Raw genomic sequence first — 23,491 nt, 5'->3', positions numbered from 1 at the left:
CCGCTCAGACGAGGATCGGGACGCTCAGGCGGATGCGCCCGAGATGTTGACCATCCAGTGCACGCCGAAGCGGTCGGTGAGCATCCCGAACCGGTCACCCCAGGGCGAGGTGGTCAGCGGCTCCTGAACCGAGCCGCCGGCGGCGAGCCCGTCCCAGTAGCCGCTGAGCTCGGCGTCGTCGTCGCCGAAGAGCGCGACGGTGATGCGCGCCCCTTCCTCGAACGTCATCGAGCTCGGAGTGTCGGACGCCATCAGGATCAGGCCGCTCGGCGTGGTGAGCTGCGAGTGCATGAGCAGGTCCTGCTCGGCCGGATCCTCGCTCGCGTGGAAGTCCGCGAAGGTGCTCGACACCAGCTCCCCGCCGAAGACCGAGTGGTAGAACTCCATCGCCTCGCGAGCGTTGTCGCGGAAGCCGATGTAGGGGCTGAGACTCGTGGACATGGGGCGCCTTCCGCTCGAGGAGGGCCCCAGTATCGACCCGTCACGGTCCCGCTGCAACGTCCGCCCCCCTGTTGATCGAGTAGCCCGCGGAGCGGGCGTCCCCCTGCTGATCGAGTAGCCCGCGGAGCGGGCGTCCCCATGTTGATCGAGTAGCCCGCGGAGCGGGCGTATCGAGATCCATCCGCATCAGAAGGACGAGTGTCCAGACCCGCCCTGCTGAGGACGGCGGGTCTCGACACGCCCCTGCGGGGCCACTCGACCAGCATGAAGGACCGCCACTGCGTCCTCCCTCTCACCACCGAGACGCGAAGGGGCCTCGCCGCTTCAACGACCGCCGCGGCGGCGCCGACACGTCCGGACGCGGGAGGCATCGACGTACAGAGCCAGTTCCGTTGCATCGACGTGACCGAAACCTGCGTCGTTCGCGACCAGGCCGTTCGCGCCGACGTAGGTGGCAGTGGCGGCATGAGCGGCGTCGTACGACGCCAAGCCGTAGGCGGTCATCGTCGTCAGGACGAGGTCGGCGACCTCGTCGAGCTCGACCCGGAGATGGGGCACCGTCGTCAGCAACTCACTCCAGGCGTCGAAGAGCTCTTTGCAGAGTCGACCGGCACGGCGGCGGACTCGGCCGTCGGCGCGAAGTCGAGGCCACGCCTTCGGTCCGTGCTGCTCCTTGACGGCGATCTTGAAGGCGATCTCGGCCAGCTCCAGTTCCAGCAGCCGGTTGTAGAAGATCGTGGAGTTGTTCTCCACCAGATCCAGCATGAAGCCGCGACTGGCGGCATGAAGAGGCTCGGTGGTCACCAGGACGTTCACCACGAAGGACGTGTCCAGTGCGACTTCAGCGGGAAGAACGAGCGCGGGATCCTCGTACGAGTACACGTTGCGAGGGAGCGCCGGTCGACCCGCGGGCACCTACTCGGCCCTCCGGCCGCGAGCCGCGTCCGTCGCTGCGCTCCTGGCCTCGGAAACGGCGAGTCGCCCCGAAGCCACCGCTCGTGCGACGATGCGCCCGCTCGCAGCGGATGCGGCGGCGCGGCGCTCGGACGCCGTCCCAGACGGTTTCACGATGCGCGACGCCTTCGCGCTCTCGCTCAACCGGTGGAAGGACATGGAGAAATCGTACGCCAGTGGCCTCGTCTGGCACCGAACCGTTCGAAGATGCAGGGAGCGGTGTCGTCGGACGACGTGCGGCAGGTCCGTCGGGCCGCGCCGGGCCTACAGCTCTGCGCGGGTCGGGGGGTTCGCGCCGGAGCGGGAGGTGGTGATGCCGGCGACGCGGGCGGCCCAGTGGCCGATCGCGCGCAGTGCCGGCTCGTCCAGGAGCGCGCCGTTCGGGTCGCCGAGGCCCTGGCGGAAGGCCTCGTCGAGGATCGCGCCCATCGCCGAGTCGCCCGCGCCGATGGTGTCGGCGACGACGATGCGCGCGGCGGGGACGGTGGCGCGGGCGACGGCGGAGGCGAGCAGCAGGCCCTCGCCGCCGCGGGTCACGACGGCGAGCTGCGCGCCGAGCTCGAGCAGGCGGGTCAGCACCTCGTCGAGCTGCATCGTCGGGTAGAGCCAGCGGGCGTCCTCGTCGCTGAGCTTGACGATCTCGCAGGCCGCGGCGACCCGCTCGAACCGCGTCAGTGCGTCATTGTGCTCACCGACGAGGGCGGGCCGGATGTTCGCGTCGACGCTCGCGGTGACGCCGGCCGGCAGCGCCTCGAGCAGCTCGAGGACCGCGGAGCCGCCGGGCTCGAGGTAGACGGCGATCGAGCCGGTGTGCACGTGGGTCGCGCTCGTCGGATCCGCGGCCGGCGGATTCCAGGAGAGGTCGAAGTCGTACTCGGCGGAGCCGTCCGCCTGCAGGCGGGCCCGGGCGGTCGAGGTGCGCTCGGCGTCGCCGTGCAGCACGGTCACGCCGGAGGCGCCCAGGTGCTCGGCGATGCGCCGACCGCGCTCGTCGTCGGCGATGTCGGTGACGAGGGTCGCCTCGCGGCCGAGGCGAGCGAGGGTGAGCGCGACGTTCGCGGGCGAGCCGCCCACGTGCTCCGTGCTCGCGCCGTCGCGCTCGACGATGTCGATCAGGGCTTCGCCGATGACCAGGATGCGGGGCGCCGCGCTGTCGCGGACGTCGGTGGAGGACATCCCGCCATCATGCCGGTCCGCGCGGCGTCGTCGCGAGACCTCCCGGGCCTCGTCAGGCTCCCGTGCCGGAGACGGCCAGCACCTCGTCGACGGTGGTGAGGGTGATCAGCGGTCCGAACAGCGCCATCGCGTCGAGCGCGCGGGCGTGATCGGCCTCGGAGGCGCCCGCGCAGGCGTCGGTCACCACGCGCACCTGGACGCCCGCGTCGGCCGCGGCGAGCGCCGTCGACAGCACGCAGCAGTCGGTCGAGACGCCGGTCAGCACCATCGAGCGGGAGTCGTCGAGGAGCGCCTCGAGCTCGGCGCCCCACTTGCCGAAGGTCGGCGCGGTGATCGTGCGGTGCCCCTCGAAGCCGGGGACGAGCGCGTAGAGCGGATCGGCATCGGGCACGAGCGCGAACGGCCACTCGCGGTAGTAGGGGATCCACGCGCCGCTGGGCTCGGCCGGCGCGACGAAGCGGGTGGTGACCACTCGCTCGGCGAAGTGCGGGAGCAGCCGGGTCGTCCCCTCCGCCGCACGGGTGAACTCCGCCGACGCCCACGGCGAGGACGCGTCGGCGAAGACGTGCTGCAGGTCGACGGCGACGAGCAGGCTCACGCGTCGGCCTCCTGGCGACGCACGGCCGAGCGGGAGAGCACGAGCGTGCCGGCGAAGCCGATCACGAGGGCGACCAGCACGCCGAGGTTGGCTCCGGCCCACTCGCCGTCGCGTCCGCCGATCGGGCCGAGCAGATAGCCCTCCCACTCGAAACCGGGGGAGTAGTTGACGACGAGGCCCCAGCCGATCACGGCGCCGATCACCACGAGCAGCACCGGCGCGAGCGAGACGCTGCCGTAGCGGCCGCGCGAGGTGTAGAGCGCCTCCTGGTCGTAGTCGCGGCGGCGCAGGAGCAGGTCGGCCAGGAAGACGCCGAGCCAGCCCGCGATCGGCACGCCGAGGGTGATCAGGAAGCCCTGGAACGGGCCGAGGAAGTCGCCGGCGACGAAGACGACGTAGATCGCGCCGAGCACCATCAGCACGCCGTCGATGCCGGCCGCGACCGGCCGCGAGACCTTGAGGCCGGTGCTGAGCAGCGCGAGCCCCGAGGAGTAGATGTCCATCACGGCACCGCCGATGAGCCCCAGCAGGGCCACGACGATGAAGGGGAGCAGGAACCAGGTCGGCAGGATGCTCGCGAGCGCGCCGATCGGGTCGGCCGCGATGGCGTCGGACAGCTCCGTCGAGGAGGCGGCGAGCAGCAGTCCGACGACCACGAGCACGACCGGCGCGACGGCGCCGCCGATCGTGGTCCAGCCGATGACCCCGGCGGTGCCGGCGGTGCGCGGCAGGTAGCGCGAGTAGTCCGCTGCCGCGTTGACCCAGCCCAGTCCGAAGCCGGTCATCATGAAGACGAGTCCGCCGATCACCGCGCCCGCGGACCCCGCGGGCAGGCTGCCGACGGCGGCGAGGTCGATGCGGTCGAGCACGAGCACGACGTAGACCACGGTGAGCACGGCGGTGGCGATCGTGATCGCGAGCTGGAGCCGCATGATCAGCCGGAAGCCGGCGATCCCGGCGATCACGATGAGCGCCGCGACGACGATCAGCGCGACGACCTTGGTCAGCACGCCGCCGTCCCAGCCGAACTCCTCGAAGACGGTCGCGGTCGCGAGCACGGCGAGGGAGGCGAGCACCGTCTCCCAGCCCACCGTGAGCAGCCAGGAGATCACCGCGATCAGCCGGTTGCCGTCGACGCCGAAGGACGCGCGGCTGAGCACCATCGTCGGGGCCGAGCCGCGCTTGCCGGCGACGGCGACGAAGCCGCAGAAGAGGAAGGAGACGACGATGCCGATCACGGCCACCGCGGTCGCCTGCCAGAACGAGAGGCCGAAGCCGAGCAGGAACGAGCCGTAGCTCAGGCCCAGCACCGAGACGTTGGCCGCGAACCACGGCCAGAACAGGTCGCGGGGGCGGCCGTGCCGCTCCGACTCCTGGATGGTGTCGAGACCGTTGAGCTCGATGCCGCCGGCGGGGCGGGTGGTCGGTTCGGGAGAGGTCATGGCATCCCTCGTTCTCGCGCGGAAGGCCCGGGCGAACGCCGGATCCTGTCGAATGTAGTGCAGGATCGGCGCCCTATCGCGGCGGCGGAGAAGACCGGTGGACGGCATCGCGCGACCCGCTGCTGGGGAGGAGCTCCCCGGCCTCCGCCCGTCAGTCGTCCGCGCGCTCCAGCAGCCCCCGCAGCGTCTCGAGGTCCGCCGCGACCCGGTCGCAGTCCTCGTCCCATTGCTCGAGCGTCATCCCGTCGTACCGGCGGACGGTGAAGGCCACCTCCGCGCCGTCGCCGTTGGCGAGGACCCGGAGCGGATTCTCGAAGACCCGCCCGCCCTCGGTGATCACCCGGTGGTCCGCGACGCCGTAGGGGTTCCGCGGGGCGAAGACGATCTCGACACGCCCCATCGGCGAGTCCGCGTACCAGCGGCCCGCCACCTCCTCGACGGAGGCCTGCGCCAGCCCCGCCGCCCAGAGCGACAGGTTCGAGGGATCGACGACGAAGGAGTACACCTCGTCCGCCGGCGCGTCGATCACTACACCGACCGGGCGCGACTCGTACAGGACCATCTCAGTCTCCCTCCGCGGCGAAGCTCGCCACGAGCAGCGCCGCGAGCGCGGTCCGCTCGAGCATCCCCTCGATGCTCACCGATTCTCCCCGGGCGTGCGCGCCCTCACCAGGGGCGCCGAGTCCGTCGAGCACGGGGATCCCGAGCGCGGCGATCAGGTTGCCGTCGCTGGCGCCGCCCACCGCCGTCTCGGTCAGCGGCAGATCCATCGTCTTGGCCACCCGCTCGGCGCGGCGGTAGAGCGCGCCGACGGCGGCCGTCCGCTCGAAGACGGGCCGCTGCCACGAGCCGCGGACCTCGATCCGGATCCGCTCGTCCGACGCCTCGAGCGCGTTCATCTCGGCCTCCACCCGCGCCGCCTCGGCCGCGCCGCGGATCCGCACCTCGAGCTCGAGCCGCACCTTCGCGGTCGTCACGTTCACCCGGCTGCCGCCCTTGACCACGCCGATGTTGACGGTCGTGCCCGCCTCCGGCCGAGCGATCCCGAGCACTCGAGGGATCAGCGCGCCGAGCTCGTGGATCGCGCTGGCCCCCTTCTCGGGCTCGACGCCCGCGTGCGCCTCGATTCCGACGACGTCGACGACGAAGTTGCCGATGCCCTTGCGCGCGGTCTTCACCGCGGTGCCGATCGCCCCCTCGAAGACGAGCGCCGCCTCCGCTCCGCGGCTCTGGTGCTCGAGGAAGCTGCGCGAGGTGAGGCTGCCGACCTCCTCGTCGCCGTTCATCACCAGCCGCACGGCCGGATGGGACAGGCGGGCGTGCCGCAGCGCCAGCACCAGCCAGACCATCTGCACGAGGCCGACCTTCATGTCGTAGCTGCCCGGTCCGCTGAGGCGGTCGCCGTCGACGGCGAACGGCCAGCCGCGGGTCGTGCCGAGCGGCCAGACGGTGTCGTAGTGCCCGACCAGCGCCACGAACGGCCGGGACCCGCGCGGTCCGCGCCCCGCGGCGCTGCCCGGGAAGGTCCAGCTCGAGGCGCTCGGGCAGTCCTGCTCGCGGAGGTGCTCGGCCTCGCCCGCGTGCCCGAGCCGCTCGCCGACCCAGTGCACGAGGAACGCGTGCAGCTCGTCGAGCGCGTCCAGCGAGTCGCTCGGGCTCTCCATCATCACGAGGTGCCGGACGTCGTCGAGGATGCGAGCGCGCTGGTCGCGGAGGAAGGTGCGGACGCGGGCGGCGTCGGCGGCATCGGGGAAGGTCACCGCTCCGGAGTACCAGAGTGCGGCGCCGCGCGCGAACCGGGAGCCTCGGTGAACCGGACGCCGCGCCTCTACGTTGAAGGAAGGAAGAGGTGGAGATGTCCGAGGATCAGGCCGAGATGCTGCGTGCCCTGCACGACGAGCACTCGGCGGCGCTGTGGCGGTTCGTCCTCCGGCTCACGGGCGACCGCCAGCTGGCGGAGGACGTGGTGCAGGAGGCGCTCCTGCGCGCCTGGAAGCACCCGGAGATCCTCGCCCAGGGCGAGGCCGCGGCCCGCTCCTGGCTCTACACCGTCGCCCGCAACATCGTCATCGACGACCGCCGCAGCGCGCGGCACAACCGCGAGTTCGGCACCGACGAGGTGCCCGAGCGCGCGCACGGCGACCGCACCGACCAGGTGCTCGACGCCTGGCTGCTCTCCGAGGCGCTGAGCACCCTCAGCCACGACCACCGTGCGGTGATCGTGCACGCGTACTACGGCGGGCGCACCGTCGGCGAGATCGCCGAGCTGCTGGGCATCGCGCCCGGCACCGTCAAATCGCGGATGCACTACGGAATGCGGGCGCTCAAGCTCGCCCTGGAGGAGAAAGGCGTGACCGAACCGTGAGCACCGATCCGACCCGCGACGACGCCTTCCGCGACGACGCCTTCCGCGACTGGGACGCGGCGTACCTCCTCGGCGCGCTCTCGCCCGCCGACCGCCGCGCCTACGAGCAGCACCTGCGCGGCTGCCCCGACTGCCGCGAGGCGCTCGGCGAGTTCGTCGCGATCCCCGGCCTGCTCGCGCACCTGCCGAAGGAGGACGCGCTCGGCCTGCTCGAGACGGAGCAGCGCGCCGAGGAGTCCGCTCCGCCCGCCCTGCTCCCGCGGCTCGCCCGCGCCACCGACGCCGTGCGCCGCCGCACCCGGTTCCGGATCGCGGGGCTCGTGCTCGCCGCCGCCGGAGTATCGGCCGCCGCGGCCGTCGCCCTCCCGCTCGTCGTCGGCGCACCGCCCACGGTCGTCGAGAACACGGTGGCGCTCGCCGCGGCGCCCGGCGTGCCGGTCGAGGCGTCGGTCCGGTTCGTGCCGGAGCAGTGGGGCACCCGGATCGAGATGGACTGCAGCTGGGAGAGCGCGGGCGCGGACACCGCGTCCGTCGGATACGTCATGTACGTGACCGACGCCGCCGGGTCCTCGGAGGCGATCGGCTCGTGGACGAGCACGCCCGGCTCGACAGTGGAGCCGAGCCTGTCGACCGGCCTTCCGCTCGCCGAGATCGCCTCGGTCGAGGTGCGTCTCCAGGGCTCCGAGGAGGTCGTCCTCACCGGCAGCCCCTGACGCGGGGTCCGGTGCCGACCCCGATCTCCCAGGTGCGGGGCCACTGGACTGAGTAGCTTCTCAGTCATGACGATCGCGACCCTCGCCCTCGCCCCTGCCTCCGTGACGGCGGCCTCCTCCACCGACAGCATCGACGAGCTCTCCGGTCTCGTCGGCGTCGCCGCCCGCGTGATCGCGGCGCTCGGCGAGGCCGGTGTCGGACTGCTGACCCTGATCGAGACGGTCTTCCCGCCGATCCCGAGCGAGCTGGTCCTGCCGCTGGCGGGCTTCCTGGCGCAGCAGGGCCGGATGAACCTGGTCCTCGTCGTGATCACGGCGACCCTCGGCGCCTACCTCGGCGGGCTGGTCCTCTACTGGCTCGGCTTCCGCATCGGCACGGAGCGCTCGATCCGGCTGCTCTCGAAGCTGCCGCTCGTCGACCGCGAGGACTTCGAGAAGGCCGTCGGCTGGTTCCGCCGGCACGGCACCTGGGCGGTGCTCTTCGGCCGGCTGATCCCCGGGGTACGGAGCCTGATCTCGCTGCCCGCGGGCGCCGAGCGGATGAACCTGCTGCTGTTCTCCGGGCTGACGATCCTCGGCTCCGGCGTCTGGAACGGCCTGCTGATCGGCCTCGGCGCGGCTCTCGGCACGCAGTACGAGCTCGTCGACCAGTACGCGGGCGTGCTCGACGCGATCATCTACGGCGCGATCGGCGTGGTCGTGCTGCTGCTCGTGATCCGCAGCATCCGCCGGCACCGCGCCGCCCGCGGCACCGGGGCGCGTCGCCGGCACTGATCCCGGACGGGGTCGGAGGGTAGCGCGCGCTCGCGTCGAGCGCGACGCCCCCCGTGTCCCGACCGCTGCGGCGCGGATGTGCCCTAGCGTTCGAGGGGTCAGCCCCCGACGCGAAGGAACGCCATGCCCGAGAACACCGTCGAGAACGGCGCCGCCACTCCCTCTCCCGCTCTCTCCCGCACCGCTGTCGAGCGCAGCTGGATCATCGGCGTCTCGCTGATCGCCATCGCGCTCGGCGTGATCGCGGTGCTGATCCCGGGCCCGACCCTGCTCACCGTCGCGATCGTCTTCGGCATCCACCTGATCGCCGCAGGCGTGTTCCGCCTCCTGCTGGCGTTCACGGCCACGCGCCTGCAGACGCGGGTGCGCTGGCTCGCCGGGCTCCTCGGCGCGCTGATCCTGGTCGCGGGCATCCTCTGCCTGTCGAACCCGTTCGAGTCGCTGAGCATCCTCGGCCTCGTGATCGGCCTGGGCTGGATCCTCGACGGCGTCTCGAGCATCACCAGCGGGCGCACCGTCGCCGGGCCGTCCTGGCTGCCGATCGCCGCGGGCATCGCCTCGGTGATCGCCGGCGTCCTCACGATCATCATGCCGGTGCTCGCGCTGTCCGCCTTCGTGACCGTCGCGGCGATCCTGCTGATCGTCGTCGGCGTCTCCGGCCTGCTGCTGCTGCCGGGCCGTACGAAGCCGACGCAGGTGAGCGCCGCGACGCACTAGGCGCCGGGCCAGAGACCGAGCATCGGCACCGTGATCGCGTAGGCGAACCAGGAGAGCGGTGCGAGGATCCAGGTCGCGAGGATCCGCCGACGGCCGTCCGCATGCGCGAGCACCACGGCCACCTCGGAGCGCGCGATCCGCGGCGAGTAGAGCAGCGGTGCGTTCACCACGATCGACAGCAGCGCGCCGAGGAGCACGGGCCCGCCGGCGAGGACGGCGATCCCCGGCACGATCTGCAGGGCCAGCGCCAGGGCGGCGACCAGCCAGATCGCGAGCAGGGTGACGGCGCTCGCCCTGGTCGCCCGCTGAGCGAGGCTCCGGCCGGAGGCGATCACCGGGTCGAGCGGCTCGGCGCGGTCCCGGCGCACCGCCCGCACGGCGCTGATCCGGAGCACGGCGGCGACGGCGAGCGCCAGCACCGCGTAGGGCAGCCCCGCCCGCGACAGCGCCAGCGGCAGCCAGGGCGTGCCGAGGAAGAGGACGGCGCCGAGGAGCGAGCCGGCCACCAGCAGGACCACCGGCACGACGACGGCGAGGCTGAACGGGAACCGCGGGGGACCGTCGAGCCCCGGGCGGAGGTGCTCCCGGCCCGCATGGCTGTCCGGTCGCTCGCCGGTCGCCTGCGGGGCGTCCGCGTCGTTCCCGTCGTCCCCGATCCCCGTGCTCTCCGCCCCCATGCCGTCGACCCTAGTCCGGGCCCCGCGCCGCTGCGCCGTTGCGGACCCGTGGCACGATGGCGCCGTGAGCGCCGCTGATCAGGTCCCCGACCCCGCCTTCGAGCCCGACCTCGTCCCCGAGCTCCTCGTCGAGGACCTCGAGCGCAGCCTCGCCTTCTGGTGCGGCCCCTGCGGCTTCGCGGTCCGCTACGCGCGGCCGGAGGAGGGCTTCGCGTCTCTCGTCCGCGGCAGCGCCCACGTCATGCTCGACCGGATCGGCAGCACCCGCGACTGGATCACCGCGCCGCTGGAGCGCCCATTGGGGCGGGGTCTCAACCTCCAGATCGACGTCGACGACGCCGACGCCGTCGCGACGGCCCTCGCCGAGGCGGGAGTGGCGCTGTTCGCCCCTGCCGAGACCCGCTGGTACCGGGTGGGGGAGGAGGAGGCGGGTGTCCGCCAGGTCCTCGTCACCGACCCCGACGGCTACCTGCTGCGCTTCCAGTCCTCGCTCGGGCGGCGCCGCGCGACGTGAGCCGAACGGCGCGCGCCATCATGCCAGCGGAGGACGCAGGAGACGGCCGCCGACTGGTTCCATCGGTTCCATGTCCACTCCGTCCACCGGCACCCTCGCGCTGCCGACCACCGATCCGGCTCCCGCCGCGCCCGCCGCTCTCCCCGTCGACGACGAGGTCCTCCGCCCGGCCGATCTCGTCACCGCGCTGACCGGGATCACCCTCGGCTTCTTCGCCGTCTTCGTGCACGGCCTCACCCAGTGGTCGTACGTCGGCCCCGCCGTCGAGCGGGCGAGCGTGCTCGGCTGGCTCGCGCCCGCGCTGGTCGGGCTGATCTGCGTGGTCACGGCCGCGGCGTCCGTCGCCGTCCGGGCCGTGCGCCGGGAGAGCCGCCGCCGGGAGAGCCGCCGCCGGGCGTCCGCGCCGGCCGGAGCCGACTCGTGACCGCCGTCCTCGCCGTCGCGTCCGCCGCCGCCCCCTCGGTCGCCCTCGCGCAGGAGCTGCTCCGGCGCACCGGCTGCGCCCGGCCCGGGCTGCCGTGGGTCGTCGGGACCGACGCCGGTCCGGTCGTCGACCTCGTGCTCCTCCGGTGCGGCGTGCACCTGCTCGACCTCTCCGAGGAGGCCGTCGCCAGGATCGCGCTGTCGATCGCCACCGGCCGCCCGGTCGACCTGCGCTCGGCCTTCGCGCATCTGACCCGCGACCACGCCGAGGCCGTGATGATCGCGGTGGCCTCGGCCGGCGGGCACGACCGGGTCGAGAGCCGCATCGTGCTCGTGGACGGCGAGCGCCGGGTCGAGAGCGTACCTCCGCTCGGCGTCTGGCCGGACCGGGGAGGCCGGGCCGGCCGCGACACCCGCGCGAGCCGTTCCTTCTGACCTGAGCCCGGCACCCCCCCCCAGACGCGGGTGGCACCGCGGTCGTCCGGCCGGTCCGCGTCGCTACGGCCTTTCGCAGATCCCCGGCTTAGGGTGTCCGTGTGCAACGTGTCGACGATTTCCCAGGAGCCGGACCGGTGGCGACCTCCCCCGAGTCCGGTGACCCGCGCGAGGCGTCCGCCCTCCAGCTCCCCTCCAACGCCGCGACGCCCGTCCAGGTGACGAGCGGCGAGGCCGGCTACCAGGGCGGCAACGCGGCCGACCCGGTCTGGCAGTCCTGGCGGGAGGAGCTCGCCAAGGTCGGCGGCCCCTCGCCCCTGCTGCACTTCGTCGACTCGCCGCGCACCCGCATCGAGCTGTCGACGACGCACCCCGGCGGGCTGCCGCCGTTCATCTCGGGCAAGACGACCCTGCTCTCCTCCCTGATCCGCGACGAGCTGGCGCTGCGCACGGCGAAGAACGCCGCCGCCGCCATCACCGACAAGGGGATCGAGCTGCGCTCGGTCCGCGGCATCGAGGGCGTCCACCTCGCGATCGGGCTCGCGCAGTGGCGCGCGGGCGAGACGGAGTTCACCGCTCCCGTCCTGCTGCGCCCGCTCGCGATCCGCCGCTACGGCCGCGACTTCGAGCTCAAGCTCAAGGGCCAGCCCTACTTCAACCCGCAGCTCGCGCGCGCGCTCAAGCAGCAGTTCGGCATCACGATCGACCCGGAGCAGTTCGTCGAGCTCGCGGTGCAGAACGGCGTCTTCAAGCCGCAGCCGGTGATCGACCAGCTCCGCGGTCTCACCTCGCACCTGCCCTGGTTCGCGGTGCACCCGCGCCTCGTGGTGTCGAGCTTCGCCGACGTCGCGGGCGACATGCTCCGCGACGCCCGGATGCTCGAGCACCCCGTCCTCGACGCGGTCGCCGGCAACCCGGCCGCCAAGCGCGCGCTGCAGCAGTCGCAGAAGGTGGCGTCGATCATCCCGCAGGACGAGCGTCCGCCGGCGACCGACAACCTCCTCCTCGACGCCGACGCCGAGCAGGAGCAGGTCATCGCGAACATCGCGGCCGGCAACTCGCTCGTCGTGAAGACCCTGCCCGGCACGGGCGGCACGCAGACGATCGTCAATGCGATCGGCGCGCTCGCCGCGCAGCACAAGCGCGTCCTCGTGGTCGGCGCCCGCCGCTCCAGCCTCGACAGCATCCACCAGCGCCTGCTCTCCGCCGGCCTCGGCGGCATCGCCGTCAGCCCGCGGACGCTCCGCCGCGACCTGATCCAGTCGATCGGCCGCAACGAGAAGGCCGCGCGCCCGTCCGTCAGCGAGATCGACGACGCGCTGCTGCGCCTGCGCAAGGTGCTGCTCGACTACCGCGGTGCCCTCTCCCGCCGCGACCCCAGCTTCGGCGTCTCGGCGCTGCAGGCCCTCGAGGAGCTGGCGCGCCTCTCGCAGCTGCGCACGCCGCCGTCGACCGCCGCCCGCCTCGACCGCCGTGCCGTCACCGCCCTCGCGCACAGCCGGCCCGAGGCGACCCGGATGCTGATCGAGTCGGCCCGCCTCGGTGAGTTCCGCTACGGCCCGGGCGACTCGCCCTGGTACGGCGCGCAGTTCGACTCCACCGCCGACGCCGAGGCCGCGCACGAGCTGGCCAAGCGCCTGCACCTGCGCGATCTGCCGCGCCTGCTCGACCGCGCCCAGGACGTCATCGCGCAGACGCGCATGCGTCCGTTCGAGTCGGTCGCCGAGCTCGGCATCTACCTCCGCCTGCTGCAGGACGTCCGCGAGACGCTGGACAAGTTCCAGCCCGCCGTCTTCGATCGCTCGATCCAGGACCTCATCGTCGCCACCTCGCCCCGCCGCGAGGCAGCCGAGATGTCGTCGACGAACCGCCGCCGCCTGAAGAAGCTCGCCCGCGAGTACATGCGGCCCGGCGCGCACGTGACCGACCTCAACGCGTCGCTGCGCCGCGTGCAGCAGCAGCGCACGCTCTGGCAGCGCTACGCCGTCGCGGGCACCGTCCCCGAGGTGCCGGTCGGCGTCGCCGATGTGCAGGTCGCGTTCCAGCAGGTGTCCGACCAGCTCGGCCGGCTCGACGAGCCGCTGGGGCGTCGCGGCGGCAGCACGCCGCTCGCCTCCCTCCCGCTCGCCGAGCTCGTCTCGATGGTCTCCGGGCTCGCCGAGGACAGCGAGGTGCTCGCCAACCTGCAGGAGCGCACGACGCTGCTCTCGACGCTGCGCGAGTGGGGGCTGGACCCGCTGCTCACCGACCTCTCGCGCCGCCACGTGCCGGCCGAGCTGGTCGCGATCGAGCTGGACCTCGCCTGGTGGCGCTCCGCGCTCGAGATCATGCTGACCGACGAGCGCGCCCTGCTCGGCGGCAACACCAGCGTGCTCGACCGGCTCGAGGCCGACTTCAAGCTCGTCGACGAGGCGCACGCCGCCTCGAGCGCCGAGCTGCTCGCCTGGAAGCTCTCGGAGACCTGGAAGATCGGCCTGGTCGACTGGCAGCTCGAGCGCGACGCGCTGCGCGCGCTGCTGCGCTCCGAGGCCTCGACCACGCCGCAGGAGCTGCAGAAGGCCGCGCCGCACCTCTCGCGCGTGCTCGCCCCGGCCTGGCTCGCCTCGCCGTACGAGGTGCACCGCATCGGCACCGAGACCACCTTCGACGCGGTCTTCCTCGTCGACGCCGGCGCCACGACACTCGCCGAGAACGTCGGAGCGATCCGCCGCGCCAAGCAGGTCGTCGCGTTCGGCGACCCGGTGACGCAGACGCCGACGCCGTTCTCGCTGCGCGTCGACGAGACCGTCGAGTTCGGCAGCGCCGCCTCGCGCACCGACGTCGAGGCGCTGCACGCGCAGTCGGCGCTGGCCCGCCTGGGCGAGCTCCTGAACACCGTCACGCTGACCCGCAGCTACCGCGCGGGCGGCGAGGACCTCGCCGAGCTGGTGAACCGCCGCTTCTACGGCGGCCGCATCGACTCGCTGCCGTGGGCCGGCTCGTTCCTCGGGCACGACTCGCTGCGCTTCCACTACATCGCCAGCGGTCACGGCATGCCCGAGAACGACTCCGGAGCGGTCGAGTCGGTCGACGCCGAGGTCGCGAAGGTGGTCGAGCTGGTGCTCGAGCACGCGGTCATCCGCCCGCGCGAGTCGCTGATGGTGATCACCGCGAGCCCGCGGCACGCCGTCCGGGTGCAGCAGGCCGTGCTCACCGCGTTCGCCAAGCGCGCGGACCTCAACGACTTCATCCTCGGCGACCGGCCCGAGCCGTTCGCCGTGGTGACGCTCGAGCAGTCGGTGGCGCAGAGCCGCGACCGGGTCATCTTCTCGATCGGCTACGGCCGCACCCCGCACGGGCGACTGCTCTCGAACTTCGGCGCGCTGGCCGAGCCGGGCGGAGAGCGCCTTCTCGCCGTGGGCATGACCCGCGCCCGCCGCTCGATGGACATCGTCTCCTGCTTCCGCCCCGGCGACATCGACGAGTCGCGGATGCGCTACGGCATGGTCGCGCTCGCCCAGGTGCTGCAGGAGGCGGAGGACCGCGTCCAGCCGAGCGACCGCGACGACTACTCCGAGCCGATGCTGGTCGACCTGGCCGCGCGCCTCGAGCGCCGTGGTCTGCGCGTGAACATCGGCCACAAGGGCAAGCTCGCGCTGGTCGCGGCGCACGGCACCCGCGCCGTCGTCGTCGAGACCGACCGCGACGTCAGCACGCAGAGCCTCCGGGTCTCGCTGCGGCTGCGACCCGAGCTGCTGCGCCGACTCGGCTGGCACTACCTCCGCGTGCACAACTTCGAGCTGTTCGCCGACCCCGAGGCCGTGGCCGCGCGGGTCGCCGGGCTGATCGGCGCTCCGCAGGACGAGACGTCGACCGGTCCGATCGAGGTGCCGGTGGGCGCCGGCGCGCCGATCGTCGAGGACGCCGCTCCGGCGTCGAGCGAGACGCAGCCGATCACGCCTCTGCCCGCCGACTGAGCGTGCCCGAGGACTCCCGGGCCGCCGCGCCCGCCGGCGCCGACCGACCGCTCCGGCGCTCGCGCGGCGGCCGGCGGGCGACCCTCCCCGCGAAGCCGGGCACCGACCCGTCCCCCCACGACGCCGTCGTCCCCGACCCTGACGCCGCGCCCGCGCGCCCCGACACGGGCCCGAACGACGCCCGCCTCCGCCAGGACGTCCCCCCGCACTACTGACCCCCTCCGCGAGATGCCACTTGTGCACGCGACACGCCGCGAAAGGTGTGCACAACTGGCATCTCGCGAAAGGGGTCAGCAGGGCTCCCCGACACGGGAGCGGCCCGCCGCGCCGGAGCGCGACGGGCCGCCGTCAGGGCGTTCCCCGGTTCAGCCGCAGGTGCGGGCCGCGTAGGGGGCCTTCACCGTCGAGGTGACCGTCGTGCCGCCGACCGTGGCGGTCGCCGTTACCGTCGCCTCGCCGGCCGCGAGCTGGGCGGCCCGGACGGTGAAGGCGGCGGAGGCGTTCGAGCCCGCCTTGACGCCGGCGAAGGACTTCGTGCCCGCCGTCGAGGTGACGGTGACGTCCATCGGGACGGTGTCGCCGTTGGTCGCGACGACCGTCAGCACCACCTTGCCGGCGACGCAGCGGGTGGTCGCTGCGGCCGTCAGCTTCAGCGACGACTGGACGGTGACCGTGGCGGTCACCGGCATCCGCGAGTCGTCCTGCGCCACGCCGCGCACCGTGAAGGTGCCGGCGGCGGCGTAGGAGGCGGGGGCGACGGCGTCCCAGGTGACGGCGACGGTGCGCTTCGCGCCGTCCGCCGTCGTGAGCTCCGCGCTCGGCAGCACCGGGGCGACGCCGGCGGCGGTCGAGACCGCGATCGGAGCGACCGAGGTGACGGCGATGGCCGGGGCGTAGGCCTCGAGCATCCGCTGGTACTCGGCGCGGGTCACCGGGATGACCGTGCCGTGGCGGGGCTTGCCGCCGTCGGAGTTCTGCGGCAGGTTCTCCCGCAGCTTCGCTCCGAGCGGCTGCCAGGCGTCGGCGGCCAGGTCGTCGGTGCCGAACGGGATGTAGTGGTTCGGTCCCGCGTGGTAGTCCGGCTGGTCGATGAAGAGGAACCAGTCGAGGCCGTTCACGTCGCCCTCGTTCGCGGGGAAGACGTTCGGGCCCTCACCGCTGGTGAAGGTGCCGTTCGGCTCGCCGTTGGGCAGGCCGGAGGCGACGCGCTCCTTGACCAGGGTCCACTCGTCCGCGGGTCTGGAGGTGCCGGGCAGCGAGCCGCTGATCGTGGCGAGCAGGTCGGTGCTCTTCTCCTCGCGCAGCGTCATCGACGCCTCGTCCTTGGTGAAGCGGTAGTAGGTGTCGCCGTCCTTCGCGATGGTCGAGTCGATCGTGCCGCGGCCGGTGCCGCGCTTGACGTCGATCCACGGCTTCGCCTCCGAGAAGGTGACGAAGTCGTCGGTGGTCGCGTACATCATCTGGTTGTAGGTGACGGCGGTGCGGTCGGCCGCGTTCGTCGTCGGGTACATGTTCGAGGCCCAGAACACGACGTAGGTGTCGAGCTCGTCGTCCCAGTACGCCTCGGGCGCCCAGGTGTTGCCGGCGAAGTCGGTCGAGACCTTCACGTGACGCTGCGCCGACCAGTTCACCAGGTCGGTCGACTCCCAGACCTCGATGTACGTCGAGCCCGACTTCTGCGCGGTGTCGAAGCCGCCGGCGAGGCCGTCGATCTTGAGGTCCGTCGCGAGCATGAAGAACTTGTCGCCCTCGTGCGAGCGGATCACGAACGGGTCGCGCAGGCCCTTGGTGCCCTGGTCGGAGGTGAAGACGGGCTGTCCGCCGTTCAGCGTGTTCCAGTCGAGGGCGTCGTTCCCCTTCGAAGCCGCGAGGCTGACGCGCTCGGCGCCCGCTCCCTCGCCGGTGAAGAAGGCCCAGACGTAGGCCTCGGTGTCGTCCTTGCCGGTGGGGAGCGGCTGGAGGCGGAGGGTGAAGTCGCGGGTGCGCATCACCGATCCGCTCGTCGCGGTGGCGCGGACCGTCACGTCGACGGCCGGGCTGCCCGCGGCGGGGCGCTCGACGACGATGGTGCGGCTGTCGGCGGTGCTGCCGTCGCGGATCGACGCGGCGCTCGAGCCGACGACGCTCCAGGCGATGCTCGAGCCGAGCGCTCCGCGGGCCGGCACCGAGATGTTGGTGCGGACGTCGCCGGCCTGGGCGACGGTCACGGCGTCGAGGTCGCGCTGCACCTTGTCCGCGTCGGCGAGCTCCGCGGTGACGACCACGGGGTAGTCGACGGTGCGGGTGTCGCTGCCGGAGGTGAAGGTCGCTGTGAGGGTCACGGCGGCGTCGGGGGAGCCGACGCCCGGTCGCGTGACGACGGCGCTGCCTCCGGAGACGGCGATGGCCGTGTTGTTCGAGCGCCAGGTCACGGCGACGCCGGCGCTGCTGGTGGGCAGAGCGAAGCCGGCGGTCGCGGTCGTCGGGATGCTGACGGAGGCGACGGCGCGGTCGATCGCCTGCGACGAGTACAGCGCGGTGACGGCGTCGGCGGTGAGCGCGCTGTCGTAGACCGCGAAGTCGTCGACGAGGCCGTTCCAGCCGGCGTCGTTGTAGGTGGAGCGCCCGAGGTAGCCGACCAGCGAGGCGCCGAAGGAGGAGACGTTGCGCGCGATCGCGTTCTGGCCGATGCGGCTGCCGTTGACGTAGACCGAGAGGGTGCCGTTCGTGCCGTCGATGACGGTCGTGTAGAGCGAGTAGCCGGCAGGGGTGCGCAGGCCGGTGCTGGCGGCGTTCGTCGAGCCGGGGCCGACCTCGGTGCTCCACGGGGCGCCGGCGTTGGTCGCGTTGGTCACGACCGACTTGACGTAGCCGGCCGGGTTCGTCGGGTTGAGCAGGAAGTAGCCGGAGGAGAAGGAGGCTCCGGCCGCGACGGGGGCGCCGAGGAAGGCGGCCGCGGTGTTCGCGGGCCCGGTCCGGTTCGACAGCCAGGTGGAGACCGTGATGTCCTTCTTGCCGACCAGGCCGGCCGTCGGGATGTCGACGTAGGGGGCCGCGGCGGCGGAGCCGCCCGGCAGGCTGAGCGCGCCCGCGGCCACGGTGGCGCCGGTGCCGCGCAGCGTGCCGTTGTAGCCGTTGCCGCTCGTGTCGGCCACGGTGGTGCCGGTCGGGGCGGTGTCGAAGCTGTAGTGGAGCAGCGGCTGAGCCGTCGCTCCGGAGGCGGAGACCGGGAGGGCGGCTCCGAGCAGCGCGGTGGCTGCGATCGTCGTGGTCGCCAGAGCGGTCCGCAACGTCGATCGTGATCGTCTCATGCAGGGTTCCTCGTCGTCGAGAGTGCGACGAGGCCGCGGACCCTCGGGCGAGGGCGCCGGTGCTCCGTCGCACGGGTGGTGAGGAACCACACACTAAAGGCTCGCGAGGGCGACACGCGAGCAGATTGTTACCGTTAACAAGATTTGCCTCGGAAGCGGCGGCGGGAGTGCGCTCCGCGGACATCGCCCGACGCGCGGAGAGGGGCGGCGACCTCGCGATCGCCGCCCCTCTCGCCGTGCCGGAACGTCAGTCGACGTGCTTGCCGGAGTTCGCGGTGGTCGCCGTGCCGCCGTTGGCGAGCAGGTCGCGGATGTCGGCGAGGAGCTCGAGCTCGGTGGGCGCCTTGTCCTCGGCGGCGGGCGCGTCGTCCATCTTCTTCTTGAACGCGGCGTTCTTGAGGTGGTTGATCGGCAGGACGAACGCGAAGTAGAGCACGAACGCGACGATCACGAACTGGATCAGGGCGGAGAGCACAGCGCCCCAGGCGAGAACGGTGTCGGGCTCGCCGTTCTCTCCCGTGCGCAGCGTCCAGCCGATCCCCTCGAGCGAGGAGGCGTCGAAGATGACGCCGATCAGCGGGTTGAAGATCCCGGTCACGATCGCGTTGACGATCGTGGTGAACGCGGCGCCGATGACCACGGCCACCGCCAGGTCGATGACGTTGCCGCGGAGGATGAACTCCTTGAAGCCGTTGATCATGGTCTGTTCCGTTTCTGCCGGCGGGCGGGGTGAGGTGCGCGGAGGCGGGTCGGCTCCCGGAGGAGTGGCGGCCCTAGGAGGAGGAGGAGGAGGAGGAGCCCGACCCGGAGGACGAGGGCTTCGAGGAGGAGGAGCCCGAGGACCCGGACGAGCCGGACCCCGAGGACGAGGAGCCGGAGGAGCCGGAGCCGGACGAGCCCGAGCCCGAGGAACCCGACGAGGAGCCCGAGCCGCCCGAGGACGACCCTCCGGATCCCGAGCCGGTCGCGGCAGGTGCGGACGACCCTCCGCCCGACTCGCCCTTCGACTCCTTCGAACCGGAACCGGAGCCCGACGCCCGCGAGTCCGTCCGGTAGAAGCCCGACCCGTTGAAGGTCACGCCGACCGCGCTGAAGACCTTGCGCAGCGCGCCCTGGCAGCTCGGGCACTCCGTGAGGGTGTCGTCGGTGAACTTCTGCTGGATGTCGAAGGCGTTGCCGCACTGGGTGCAGCGGTAGGAGTAGGTGGGCACTGGTGCTCCTGAGGCGGGTGGCGGCGGTGGGGGAGGAGGAAGAGGAGAGCGGATCAGCGGCGGATGTCGACGATGCCGGAGGGGGTGACGACTCCGTCGACCGCCTGGTCGTGCACCTCGCTGGGCACGTGCTCGACGAACTCGCTGTCGAAGATCACCGCGTAGACCGGCGGGCACTTCTCCATCGAGCCCAGCGTCTTGTCGAAGTAGCCGCGTCCCCAGCCCATCCGCATGCCCGAGCGGTCGACGGTGGCGGCGGGGACGATGATCAGGTCGACGTCGTTGATCGCGATGGGGCCGAGCAGCTGCCCGACCGGCTCCGGCATCCCGAACAGGCCCTGCGTCTCGGTGTGGCCGTCGCCGACCGCCCAGTCGAGCAGTCCGTCCTGGCGGGAGATGGGGAAGAGGACGCGGATGCCGCGGCCCTCGGCCCAGCCGAGGAACGGCCGGGTGCTCGGCTCGTCCGGCGCCGACAGGTAGCAGGCGATCGAGCGGGCGCCGACCCGGGTCGCCAGCTCCTCGAGGTGCTCGGTGAGGTGCAGGGTGGCCTGCTCGCGGGCGGTCGCGGTCTGCGTGCGTCGGCGCTCACGGAGCTCGGCGCGCAGCGCCCGCTTCTCGTGGGTGATGTCGGCTGGCATGGAGCCCAGTCTAGATCCGGGGTGTCCGGCGGCTTCCCCGGCCGGAATCGCGCTCGCGAGGAGTGCCGGACCGCGATCGTGAGGAGTCCTGCGGCGGCTCGGTCCGCGAGCGGGGTACACGGCGGTCAAGCCCCCGATCCGGCCGAAACGTGCCGGACCACGGCCGCCGCTAGTATGGCGCCCCATGGGCACTCGAATCCGCAAAGCCGTCATCCCCGCCGCCGGTCTCGGCACCCGCTTCCTGCCGGCGACCAAGGCCATCCCCAAGGAGATGCTGCCCGTCGTCGACAAGCCGGCGATCCAGTACGTGGTCGAGGAGGCCGCGGACGCCGGACTCCAGGACGTCCTCGTCATCATCGGGCGCAACAAGAACGCGCTCGCCAACCACTTCGACTCGGTCCCCGAGCTCGAGCAGAACCTCGCCAAGAAGCTGGACGACGCCAAGCTGGCGCACGTCCAGTACGCGAGCGACCTCGCCGACGTGCACTTCGTCCGCCAGGGCGAGCCGAAGGGCCTCGGCCACGCCGTCTCCCGCGCGCAGCGCCACGTCGGCGACGAGCCGTTCGCCGTCCTCCTCGGCGACGACCTGATCGACGCGCGCGATCCCCTCCTCACCCGCATGATCGACGTCGCGGAGCAGCGCGACACCACGGTCGTCGCCCTCCTCGAGGTCGACCCCGACCAGATCCACCTCTACGGCTGCGCCGCGGTCGAGACCACCGATGAGGACGACGTGGTGCGCATCACCGGCCTCGTCGAGAAGCCCTCCAAGGAGGACGCGCCCTCCAACCTCGCGATCATCGGCCGCTACGTCCTCAAGCCCGACGTGTTCGGCGTGCTCGAGGACACCCCGCCCGGCAAGGGCGGCGAGATCCAGCTGACCGACGCCCTCGAGCGCATGGCGCAGGACCCGGCCGAGTTCGGCGGCGTCTACGGCGTCGTCTTCCGCGGCCGCCGCTACGACACCGGCGACAAGCTCGACTACATCAAGGCGATCGTGCAGCTCGCCTCCGACCGCGAGGACCTCGGCGTCGACCTCAAGCCCTGGCTGAAGGACTTCGTCGCGGGTCTCTGAGCGAGGAGCCCGCGGGGCGGGCGCTGCACTTCGAGCAGCCCGCTCCGCGGCCCGCACACGCTGATCGAGTAGCCCGCCCAGCGGGCGTTCGTTCCATGCTGATCGAGTAGCCCGCGCAGCGGGCGTATCGAGATCCACCGTCGCCAGCAGTCGGGCCTGCAGTGCCGCTCTTCTGGCGGACGTGGGTCTCGATACGCGCCGTAGGCGCTACTCGACCAGCATGTGGCTCGGCGTTGCTCGACCGGCATGCGTGCGGCTCCGGTCGCCGATGCCCCTGCCGCGTTCCGGCGCTCCGGTCCACCCCCTTCGACCGCCGCGACCGCGCAGTAGGGTCAGCACATGCCGCTGCCGATACCGACGCTCACCGAGGGTCGTGTCACCATCCGCCCGATCCGGGTCCGGGACGCCCGCCCCCTCGAGCGCGAGCTGATCGCGAATCGCGCCTGGCTGCGGCAGTGGGAGGCGTCCGACCCCCGCGGCGGCGCGGCCTTCGACGTGCGGGCCAGCATCCGCTCGCTGCAGCAGAACGCGCGCGCCGGCGGCGGCGTGCCGTTCCTGATCGACTGGGACGGCGAGCTGGCCGGCCAGCTCAACATCTCGAACATCGGCTACGGCTCGCTCTCCTCGGGCTCGATCGGCTACTGGGTCTCCGAGCGCTACGCCGGCCGCGGCATCACGCCGGTCTCGGTGGCGCTCGCCACGGACCACGCCTTCTTCGACCTCGGGCTGCACCGGATCGAGATCTGCATCCGCCCCGAGAACCGGCCCAGCCTGCGCGTGGTCGAGAAGCTCGGCTTCCGCTACGAGGGCCTGCGCCGCCGCTTCATCCACATCAACGGCGACTGGCGCGACCACTTCTGCTTCGCCCTCGTCGCGGAGGAGGTGCCGCGCGGCGTCCTGCGCCGCTACCTCGAGGGCCAGGTGCCGAGCGACGTCGGCGTGCCGACCGACGCCGACCAGCGCGCCTCCCGCCGATCGGGCCTCTCCGGGCCGCCCGACGGCGCCGGTGTCCCCCCTACGGGGAGCCGATTGATCCGCGATCCGCACGGACACACCTACCCGTAATCACGGACGGGAGCGCCCCGTGCTCCTAGCGTTGGTCGCATGAGTAGCGACTGGCTGGGCGGGGGCGTCGTCTGGGCGCTCGCCGCCGTTCTGTGGGTCGCCTACCTCATCCCCGCGTGGATGCGCCGGCGGTCGTTCTACGCGACCGAGCGCAACGCGGTGAGGCTCCAGCAGACCCTGCGGATCCTCGCCGAGACCGCCGAGGTGCCCGAGCACGTGCGTGCGGAGGCGACGGCCCGCGAGGTCGCGCTGCAGCAGCGCACCCTCCGGGCGACCGAGACCAAACAACGAGCCGAAGAGAAGGCACAGGCGATGGAGCTGGCACAGGCGGAGAAGGCGGCGCGCGAAGCGCTGCGGCGAGCGGCCGCGAGCACGCGGCAGAGCACGCGGACGGCTCCCGGCGCGATGCGCTGGCGCCAGGGCGCGGCGCTGGCGGTGCTGATCGGCCTCGTCGTCACCCTCGTCGGGCTGGTCATGCTGCCCTTCGGCGGCGCGGGCGTCGTGCCGCTGGTCGGCGTGCTGGTGCTCGCCGCCGGGCTGGGCACCCTCATCCTGCTCGCTCCGGGCCGGCAGCGCAGCGCCGCTCCCGCCTCGGTCTCGACCAGCACCGCCGAGGTGGCCCGCCGCCGCGCCGAGGTCTTCGAGGCCGAGCTCGCCGAGGAGGCCGCCGCCCCCGAGGAGGAGGCCGCCGCCGCCGAGGAGACGCGCTGGACGCCGCAGCCGCTGCCCAAGCCCCTCTACCTGTCCCGCGGAACCGTCGCGGCCAGCGCGATGGCCTCGATCGACGCCGTGGAGCGCCTCCGCGCCGCCGCCGCGGACGCCGAGATCGCGCAGCGCGCCGCCGCCGCGGCCCCCGAGGTCGCGCCGATCCGCTCGCCCCGTGCGACCGGCCCGGTCCCCGTCCCCGAGGCACCCCGCCCGTCCTCGCGCTTCGCCTCGATGGGCGTCGTCGAGGGCGTCGACGCGATCGACCTCGACCAGGCCCTGCAGCGCCGCCGCGGCGCCTGAGCGTTCCGACGCCCCCTCG

At 72.7% G+C, this 23,491-nt stretch carries 24 protein-coding genes; 12 read left to right on the top strand and 12 right to left on the bottom strand.

Going from position 1 to position 23,491, the window contains the following annotated elements; all coding sequences use genetic code 11:
* Nucleotides 1–24: 24 nt before the first annotated feature.
* The 7 genes from HRK28_RS04045 to HRK28_RS04015 all read right to left on the bottom strand — a co-directional run bounded on the left by HRK28_RS04045 (nucleotide 25) and on the right by HRK28_RS04015 (nucleotide 6,371).
* Nucleotides 25–441, bottom strand: a complete 417-nt coding sequence (locus tag HRK28_RS04045; RefSeq protein ID WP_160087917.1) for a VOC family protein — start codon at nucleotides 439–441, stop codon at nucleotides 25–27.
* A 324-nt stretch (nucleotides 442–765) separates the two neighbouring features.
* Entirely contained in the window at nucleotides 766–1,323 is a 558-nt protein-coding gene (locus HRK28_RS04040) for a PIN domain-containing protein (protein WP_173250486.1), read from the bottom strand.
* A 336-nt stretch (nucleotides 1,324–1,659) separates the two neighbouring features.
* On the bottom strand, nucleotides 1,660–2,571 hold the full coding sequence (locus tag HRK28_RS04035) for a carbohydrate kinase (protein WP_173250485.1): 912 nt from the start codon (nucleotides 2,569–2,571) through the stop codon (nucleotides 1,660–1,662).
* A gap of 52 nt (nucleotides 2,572–2,623) precedes the next feature.
* Nucleotides 2,624–3,169, bottom strand: a complete 546-nt coding sequence (locus HRK28_RS04030) for a cysteine hydrolase (protein WP_173250484.1) — start codon at nucleotides 3,167–3,169, stop codon at nucleotides 2,624–2,626.
* Nucleotides 3,166–4,611, bottom strand: a complete 1,446-nt coding sequence (locus tag HRK28_RS04025) for a cytosine permease (protein ID WP_173250483.1) — start codon at nucleotides 4,609–4,611, stop codon at nucleotides 3,166–3,168. Before HRK28_RS04025 ends, HRK28_RS04030 begins: the two co-directional genes overlap by 4 nt.
* A 151-nt stretch (nucleotides 4,612–4,762) precedes the next feature.
* Nucleotides 4,763–5,173, bottom strand: a complete 411-nt coding sequence (locus HRK28_RS04020) for an SRPBCC family protein (protein WP_173250482.1) — start codon at nucleotides 5,171–5,173, stop codon at nucleotides 4,763–4,765.
* Between the two features lies 1 nt (nucleotide 5,174).
* Nucleotides 5,175–6,371 carry a M20/M25/M40 family metallo-hydrolase gene (locus HRK28_RS04015; RefSeq protein WP_217274392.1) on the bottom strand — a complete coding sequence of 399 codons (1,197 nt, stop codon included), beginning with the start codon at nucleotides 6,369–6,371 and terminating at the stop codon, nucleotides 5,175–5,177.
* Nucleotides 6,372–6,466: 95 nt separating this feature from the next.
* Here HRK28_RS04015 and HRK28_RS04010 point away from each other — a divergent pair, with 95 nt between their 5' ends.
* The 4 genes from HRK28_RS04010 to HRK28_RS03995 all read left to right on the top strand — a co-directional run bounded on the left by HRK28_RS04010 (nucleotide 6,467) and on the right by HRK28_RS03995 (nucleotide 9,180).
* Complete coding sequence (locus HRK28_RS04010; protein ID WP_160087927.1) at nucleotides 6,467–6,976, top strand: sigma-70 family RNA polymerase sigma factor; 510 nt, start codon at nucleotides 6,467–6,469, stop codon at nucleotides 6,974–6,976.
* Complete coding sequence (locus HRK28_RS04005; RefSeq protein ID WP_173250481.1) at nucleotides 6,973–7,689, top strand: zf-HC2 domain-containing protein; 717 nt, start codon at nucleotides 6,973–6,975, stop codon at nucleotides 7,687–7,689. The genes HRK28_RS04010 and HRK28_RS04005 overlap by 4 nt, the downstream gene beginning before the upstream one ends.
* Before the next feature lie 66 nt (nucleotides 7,690–7,755).
* Nucleotides 7,756–8,463: a DedA family protein gene (locus tag HRK28_RS04000; RefSeq protein ID WP_160087931.1), complete on the top strand. Its 708-nt coding sequence runs from the start codon at nucleotides 7,756–7,758 to the stop codon at nucleotides 8,461–8,463.
* A 123-nt stretch (nucleotides 8,464–8,586) separates the two neighbouring features.
* On the top strand, nucleotides 8,587–9,180 hold the full coding sequence (locus tag HRK28_RS03995; RefSeq protein WP_173250480.1) for an HdeD family acid-resistance protein: 594 nt from the start codon (nucleotides 8,587–8,589) through the stop codon (nucleotides 9,178–9,180).
* Here the strand turns inward: HRK28_RS03995 and HRK28_RS03990 are convergent.
* Nucleotides 9,177–9,857 (bottom strand): hypothetical protein, encoded by a 681-nt coding sequence (locus tag HRK28_RS03990; protein ID WP_173250479.1) that lies wholly within the window; start codon nucleotides 9,855–9,857, stop codon nucleotides 9,177–9,179. The two genes, HRK28_RS03995 and HRK28_RS03990, sit on opposite strands and share 4 nt — an antisense overlap.
* A 64-nt stretch (nucleotides 9,858–9,921) precedes the next feature.
* On the opposite strand from HRK28_RS03990, the gene HRK28_RS03985 reads away from it, so the two are divergent.
* The 5 genes from HRK28_RS03985 (at nucleotide 9,922) to HRK28_RS03965 (ending at nucleotide 15,400) form a co-directional block, all read left to right on the top strand.
* Nucleotides 9,922–10,371 carry a VOC family protein gene (locus tag HRK28_RS03985; protein WP_160087937.1) on the top strand — a complete coding sequence of 150 codons (450 nt, stop codon included), beginning with the start codon at nucleotides 9,922–9,924 and terminating at the stop codon, nucleotides 10,369–10,371.
* Nucleotides 10,372–10,441: 70 nt separating this feature from the next.
* Nucleotides 10,442–10,795: a hypothetical protein gene (locus tag HRK28_RS03980; RefSeq protein ID WP_173250478.1), complete on the top strand. Its 354-nt coding sequence runs from the start codon at nucleotides 10,442–10,444 to the stop codon at nucleotides 10,793–10,795.
* A complete protein-coding gene (locus HRK28_RS03975; protein ID WP_173250477.1) occupies nucleotides 10,792–11,229 on the top strand; it encodes a hypothetical protein in 438 nt (145 codons plus the stop codon). Before HRK28_RS03980 ends, HRK28_RS03975 begins: the two co-directional genes overlap by 4 nt.
* Nucleotides 11,230–11,447: 218 nt before the next feature.
* Nucleotides 11,448–15,185 carry a DEAD/DEAH box helicase gene (locus tag HRK28_RS03970; protein WP_367948365.1) on the top strand — a complete coding sequence of 1,246 codons (3,738 nt, stop codon included), beginning with the start codon at nucleotides 11,448–11,450 and terminating at the stop codon, nucleotides 15,183–15,185.
* A gap of 2 nt (nucleotides 15,186–15,187) precedes the next feature.
* Nucleotides 15,188–15,400, top strand: a complete 213-nt coding sequence (locus tag HRK28_RS03965; protein ID WP_123445231.1) for a hypothetical protein — start codon at nucleotides 15,188–15,190, stop codon at nucleotides 15,398–15,400.
* 150 nt (nucleotides 15,401–15,550) lie between these two features.
* On the opposite strand, the gene HRK28_RS03960 is transcribed toward HRK28_RS03965, so the two are convergent.
* The 4 genes from HRK28_RS03960 to HRK28_RS03945 form a co-directional block, all read right to left on the bottom strand.
* Nucleotides 15,551–18,475: an immunoglobulin-like domain-containing protein gene (locus HRK28_RS03960; protein WP_173250476.1), complete on the bottom strand. Its 2,925-nt coding sequence runs from the start codon at nucleotides 18,473–18,475 to the stop codon at nucleotides 15,551–15,553.
* A gap of 247 nt (nucleotides 18,476–18,722) precedes the next feature.
* The gene (mscL, locus tag HRK28_RS03955) at nucleotides 18,723–19,175 is read right to left on the bottom strand and encodes a large conductance mechanosensitive channel protein MscL (protein WP_160087947.1); all 453 of its coding nucleotides are present in this window, start codon (nucleotides 19,173–19,175) and stop codon (nucleotides 18,723–18,725) included.
* Nucleotides 19,176–19,248: 73 nt separating this feature from the next.
* Nucleotides 19,249–19,686 (bottom strand): FmdB family zinc ribbon protein, encoded by a 438-nt coding sequence (locus HRK28_RS03950; RefSeq protein WP_173250475.1) that lies wholly within the window; start codon nucleotides 19,684–19,686, stop codon nucleotides 19,249–19,251.
* Nucleotides 19,687–19,739: 53 nt separating this feature from the next.
* Nucleotides 19,740–20,324 (bottom strand): 5-formyltetrahydrofolate cyclo-ligase, encoded by a 585-nt coding sequence (locus tag HRK28_RS03945; RefSeq protein ID WP_160087951.1) that lies wholly within the window; start codon nucleotides 20,322–20,324, stop codon nucleotides 19,740–19,742.
* 184 nt (nucleotides 20,325–20,508) lie between these two features.
* Between HRK28_RS03945 and galU the strand changes: the two genes are divergently transcribed.
* The 3 genes from galU (at nucleotide 20,509) to HRK28_RS03930 (ending at nucleotide 23,472) form a co-directional block, all read left to right on the top strand.
* Nucleotides 20,509–21,399 carry a UTP--glucose-1-phosphate uridylyltransferase GalU gene (galU, locus tag HRK28_RS03940; protein ID WP_160087953.1) on the top strand — a complete coding sequence of 297 codons (891 nt, stop codon included), beginning with the start codon at nucleotides 20,509–20,511 and terminating at the stop codon, nucleotides 21,397–21,399.
* Nucleotides 21,400–21,738: 339 nt separating this feature from the next.
* Complete coding sequence (locus HRK28_RS03935; RefSeq protein ID WP_123445236.1) at nucleotides 21,739–22,464, top strand: GNAT family N-acetyltransferase; 726 nt, start codon at nucleotides 21,739–21,741, stop codon at nucleotides 22,462–22,464.
* Between the two features lie 39 nt (nucleotides 22,465–22,503).
* Entirely contained in the window at nucleotides 22,504–23,472 is a 969-nt protein-coding gene (locus HRK28_RS03930) for a hypothetical protein (protein WP_173250474.1), read from the top strand.
* Nucleotides 23,473–23,491: the final 19 nt, after the last annotated feature.

This window comes from Rathayibacter sp. VKM Ac-2835 (assembly GCF_013266705.1).
In the GTDB taxonomy this organism is placed as follows: domain Bacteria; phylum Actinomycetota; class Actinomycetes; order Actinomycetales; family Microbacteriaceae; genus Rathayibacter.
This window is presented reverse-complemented; position numbering and strand designations above follow the sequence as displayed.

Bases quoted from the DNA above. Each gene is read 5' to 3' on its own strand.
- HRK28_RS04010 (WP_160087927.1), top strand. From the start codon at position 6,467: ATGTCCGAGGATCAGGCCGAGATGCTGCGTGCCCTGCACGACGAGCAC.
- HRK28_RS03935 (WP_123445236.1), top strand. From the start codon at position 21,739: ATGCCGCTGCCGATACCGACGCTCACCGAGGGTCGTGTCACCATCCGC.
- HRK28_RS03930 (WP_173250474.1), top strand. From the start codon at position 22,504: ATGAGTAGCGACTGGCTGGGCGGGGGCGTCGTCTGGGCGCTCGCCGCC.
- HRK28_RS03945 (WP_160087951.1), bottom strand. From the start codon at position 20,324: ATGCCAGCCGACATCACCCACGAGAAGCGGGCGCTGCGCGCCGAGCTC.
- HRK28_RS04045 (WP_160087917.1), bottom strand. From the start codon at position 441: ATGTCCACGAGTCTCAGCCCCTACATCGGCTTCCGCGACAACGCTCGC.
- mscL (WP_160087947.1), bottom strand. From the start codon at position 19,175: ATGATCAACGGCTTCAAGGAGTTCATCCTCCGCGGCAACGTCATCGAC.
- HRK28_RS04020 (WP_173250482.1), bottom strand. From the start codon at position 5,173: ATGGTCCTGTACGAGTCGCGCCCGGTCGGTGTAGTGATCGACGCGCCG.
- HRK28_RS03960 (WP_173250476.1), bottom strand. From the start codon at position 18,475: ATGAGACGATCACGATCGACGTTGCGGACCGCTCTGGCGACCACGACG.
- HRK28_RS03990 (WP_173250479.1), bottom strand. From the start codon at position 9,857: ATGGGGGCGGAGAGCACGGGGATCGGGGACGACGGGAACGACGCGGAC.
- HRK28_RS04000 (WP_160087931.1), top strand. From the start codon at position 7,756: ATGACGATCGCGACCCTCGCCCTCGCCCCTGCCTCCGTGACGGCGGCC.
- HRK28_RS03980 (WP_173250478.1), top strand. From the start codon at position 10,442: ATGTCCACTCCGTCCACCGGCACCCTCGCGCTGCCGACCACCGATCCG.
- HRK28_RS03995 (WP_173250480.1), top strand. From the start codon at position 8,587: ATGCCCGAGAACACCGTCGAGAACGGCGCCGCCACTCCCTCTCCCGCT.
- galU (WP_160087953.1), top strand. From the start codon at position 20,509: ATGGGCACTCGAATCCGCAAAGCCGTCATCCCCGCCGCCGGTCTCGGC.
- HRK28_RS04025 (WP_173250483.1), bottom strand. From the start codon at position 4,611: ATGACCTCTCCCGAACCGACCACCCGCCCCGCCGGCGGCATCGAGCTC.
- HRK28_RS04035 (WP_173250485.1), bottom strand. From the start codon at position 2,571: ATGTCCTCCACCGACGTCCGCGACAGCGCGGCGCCCCGCATCCTGGTC.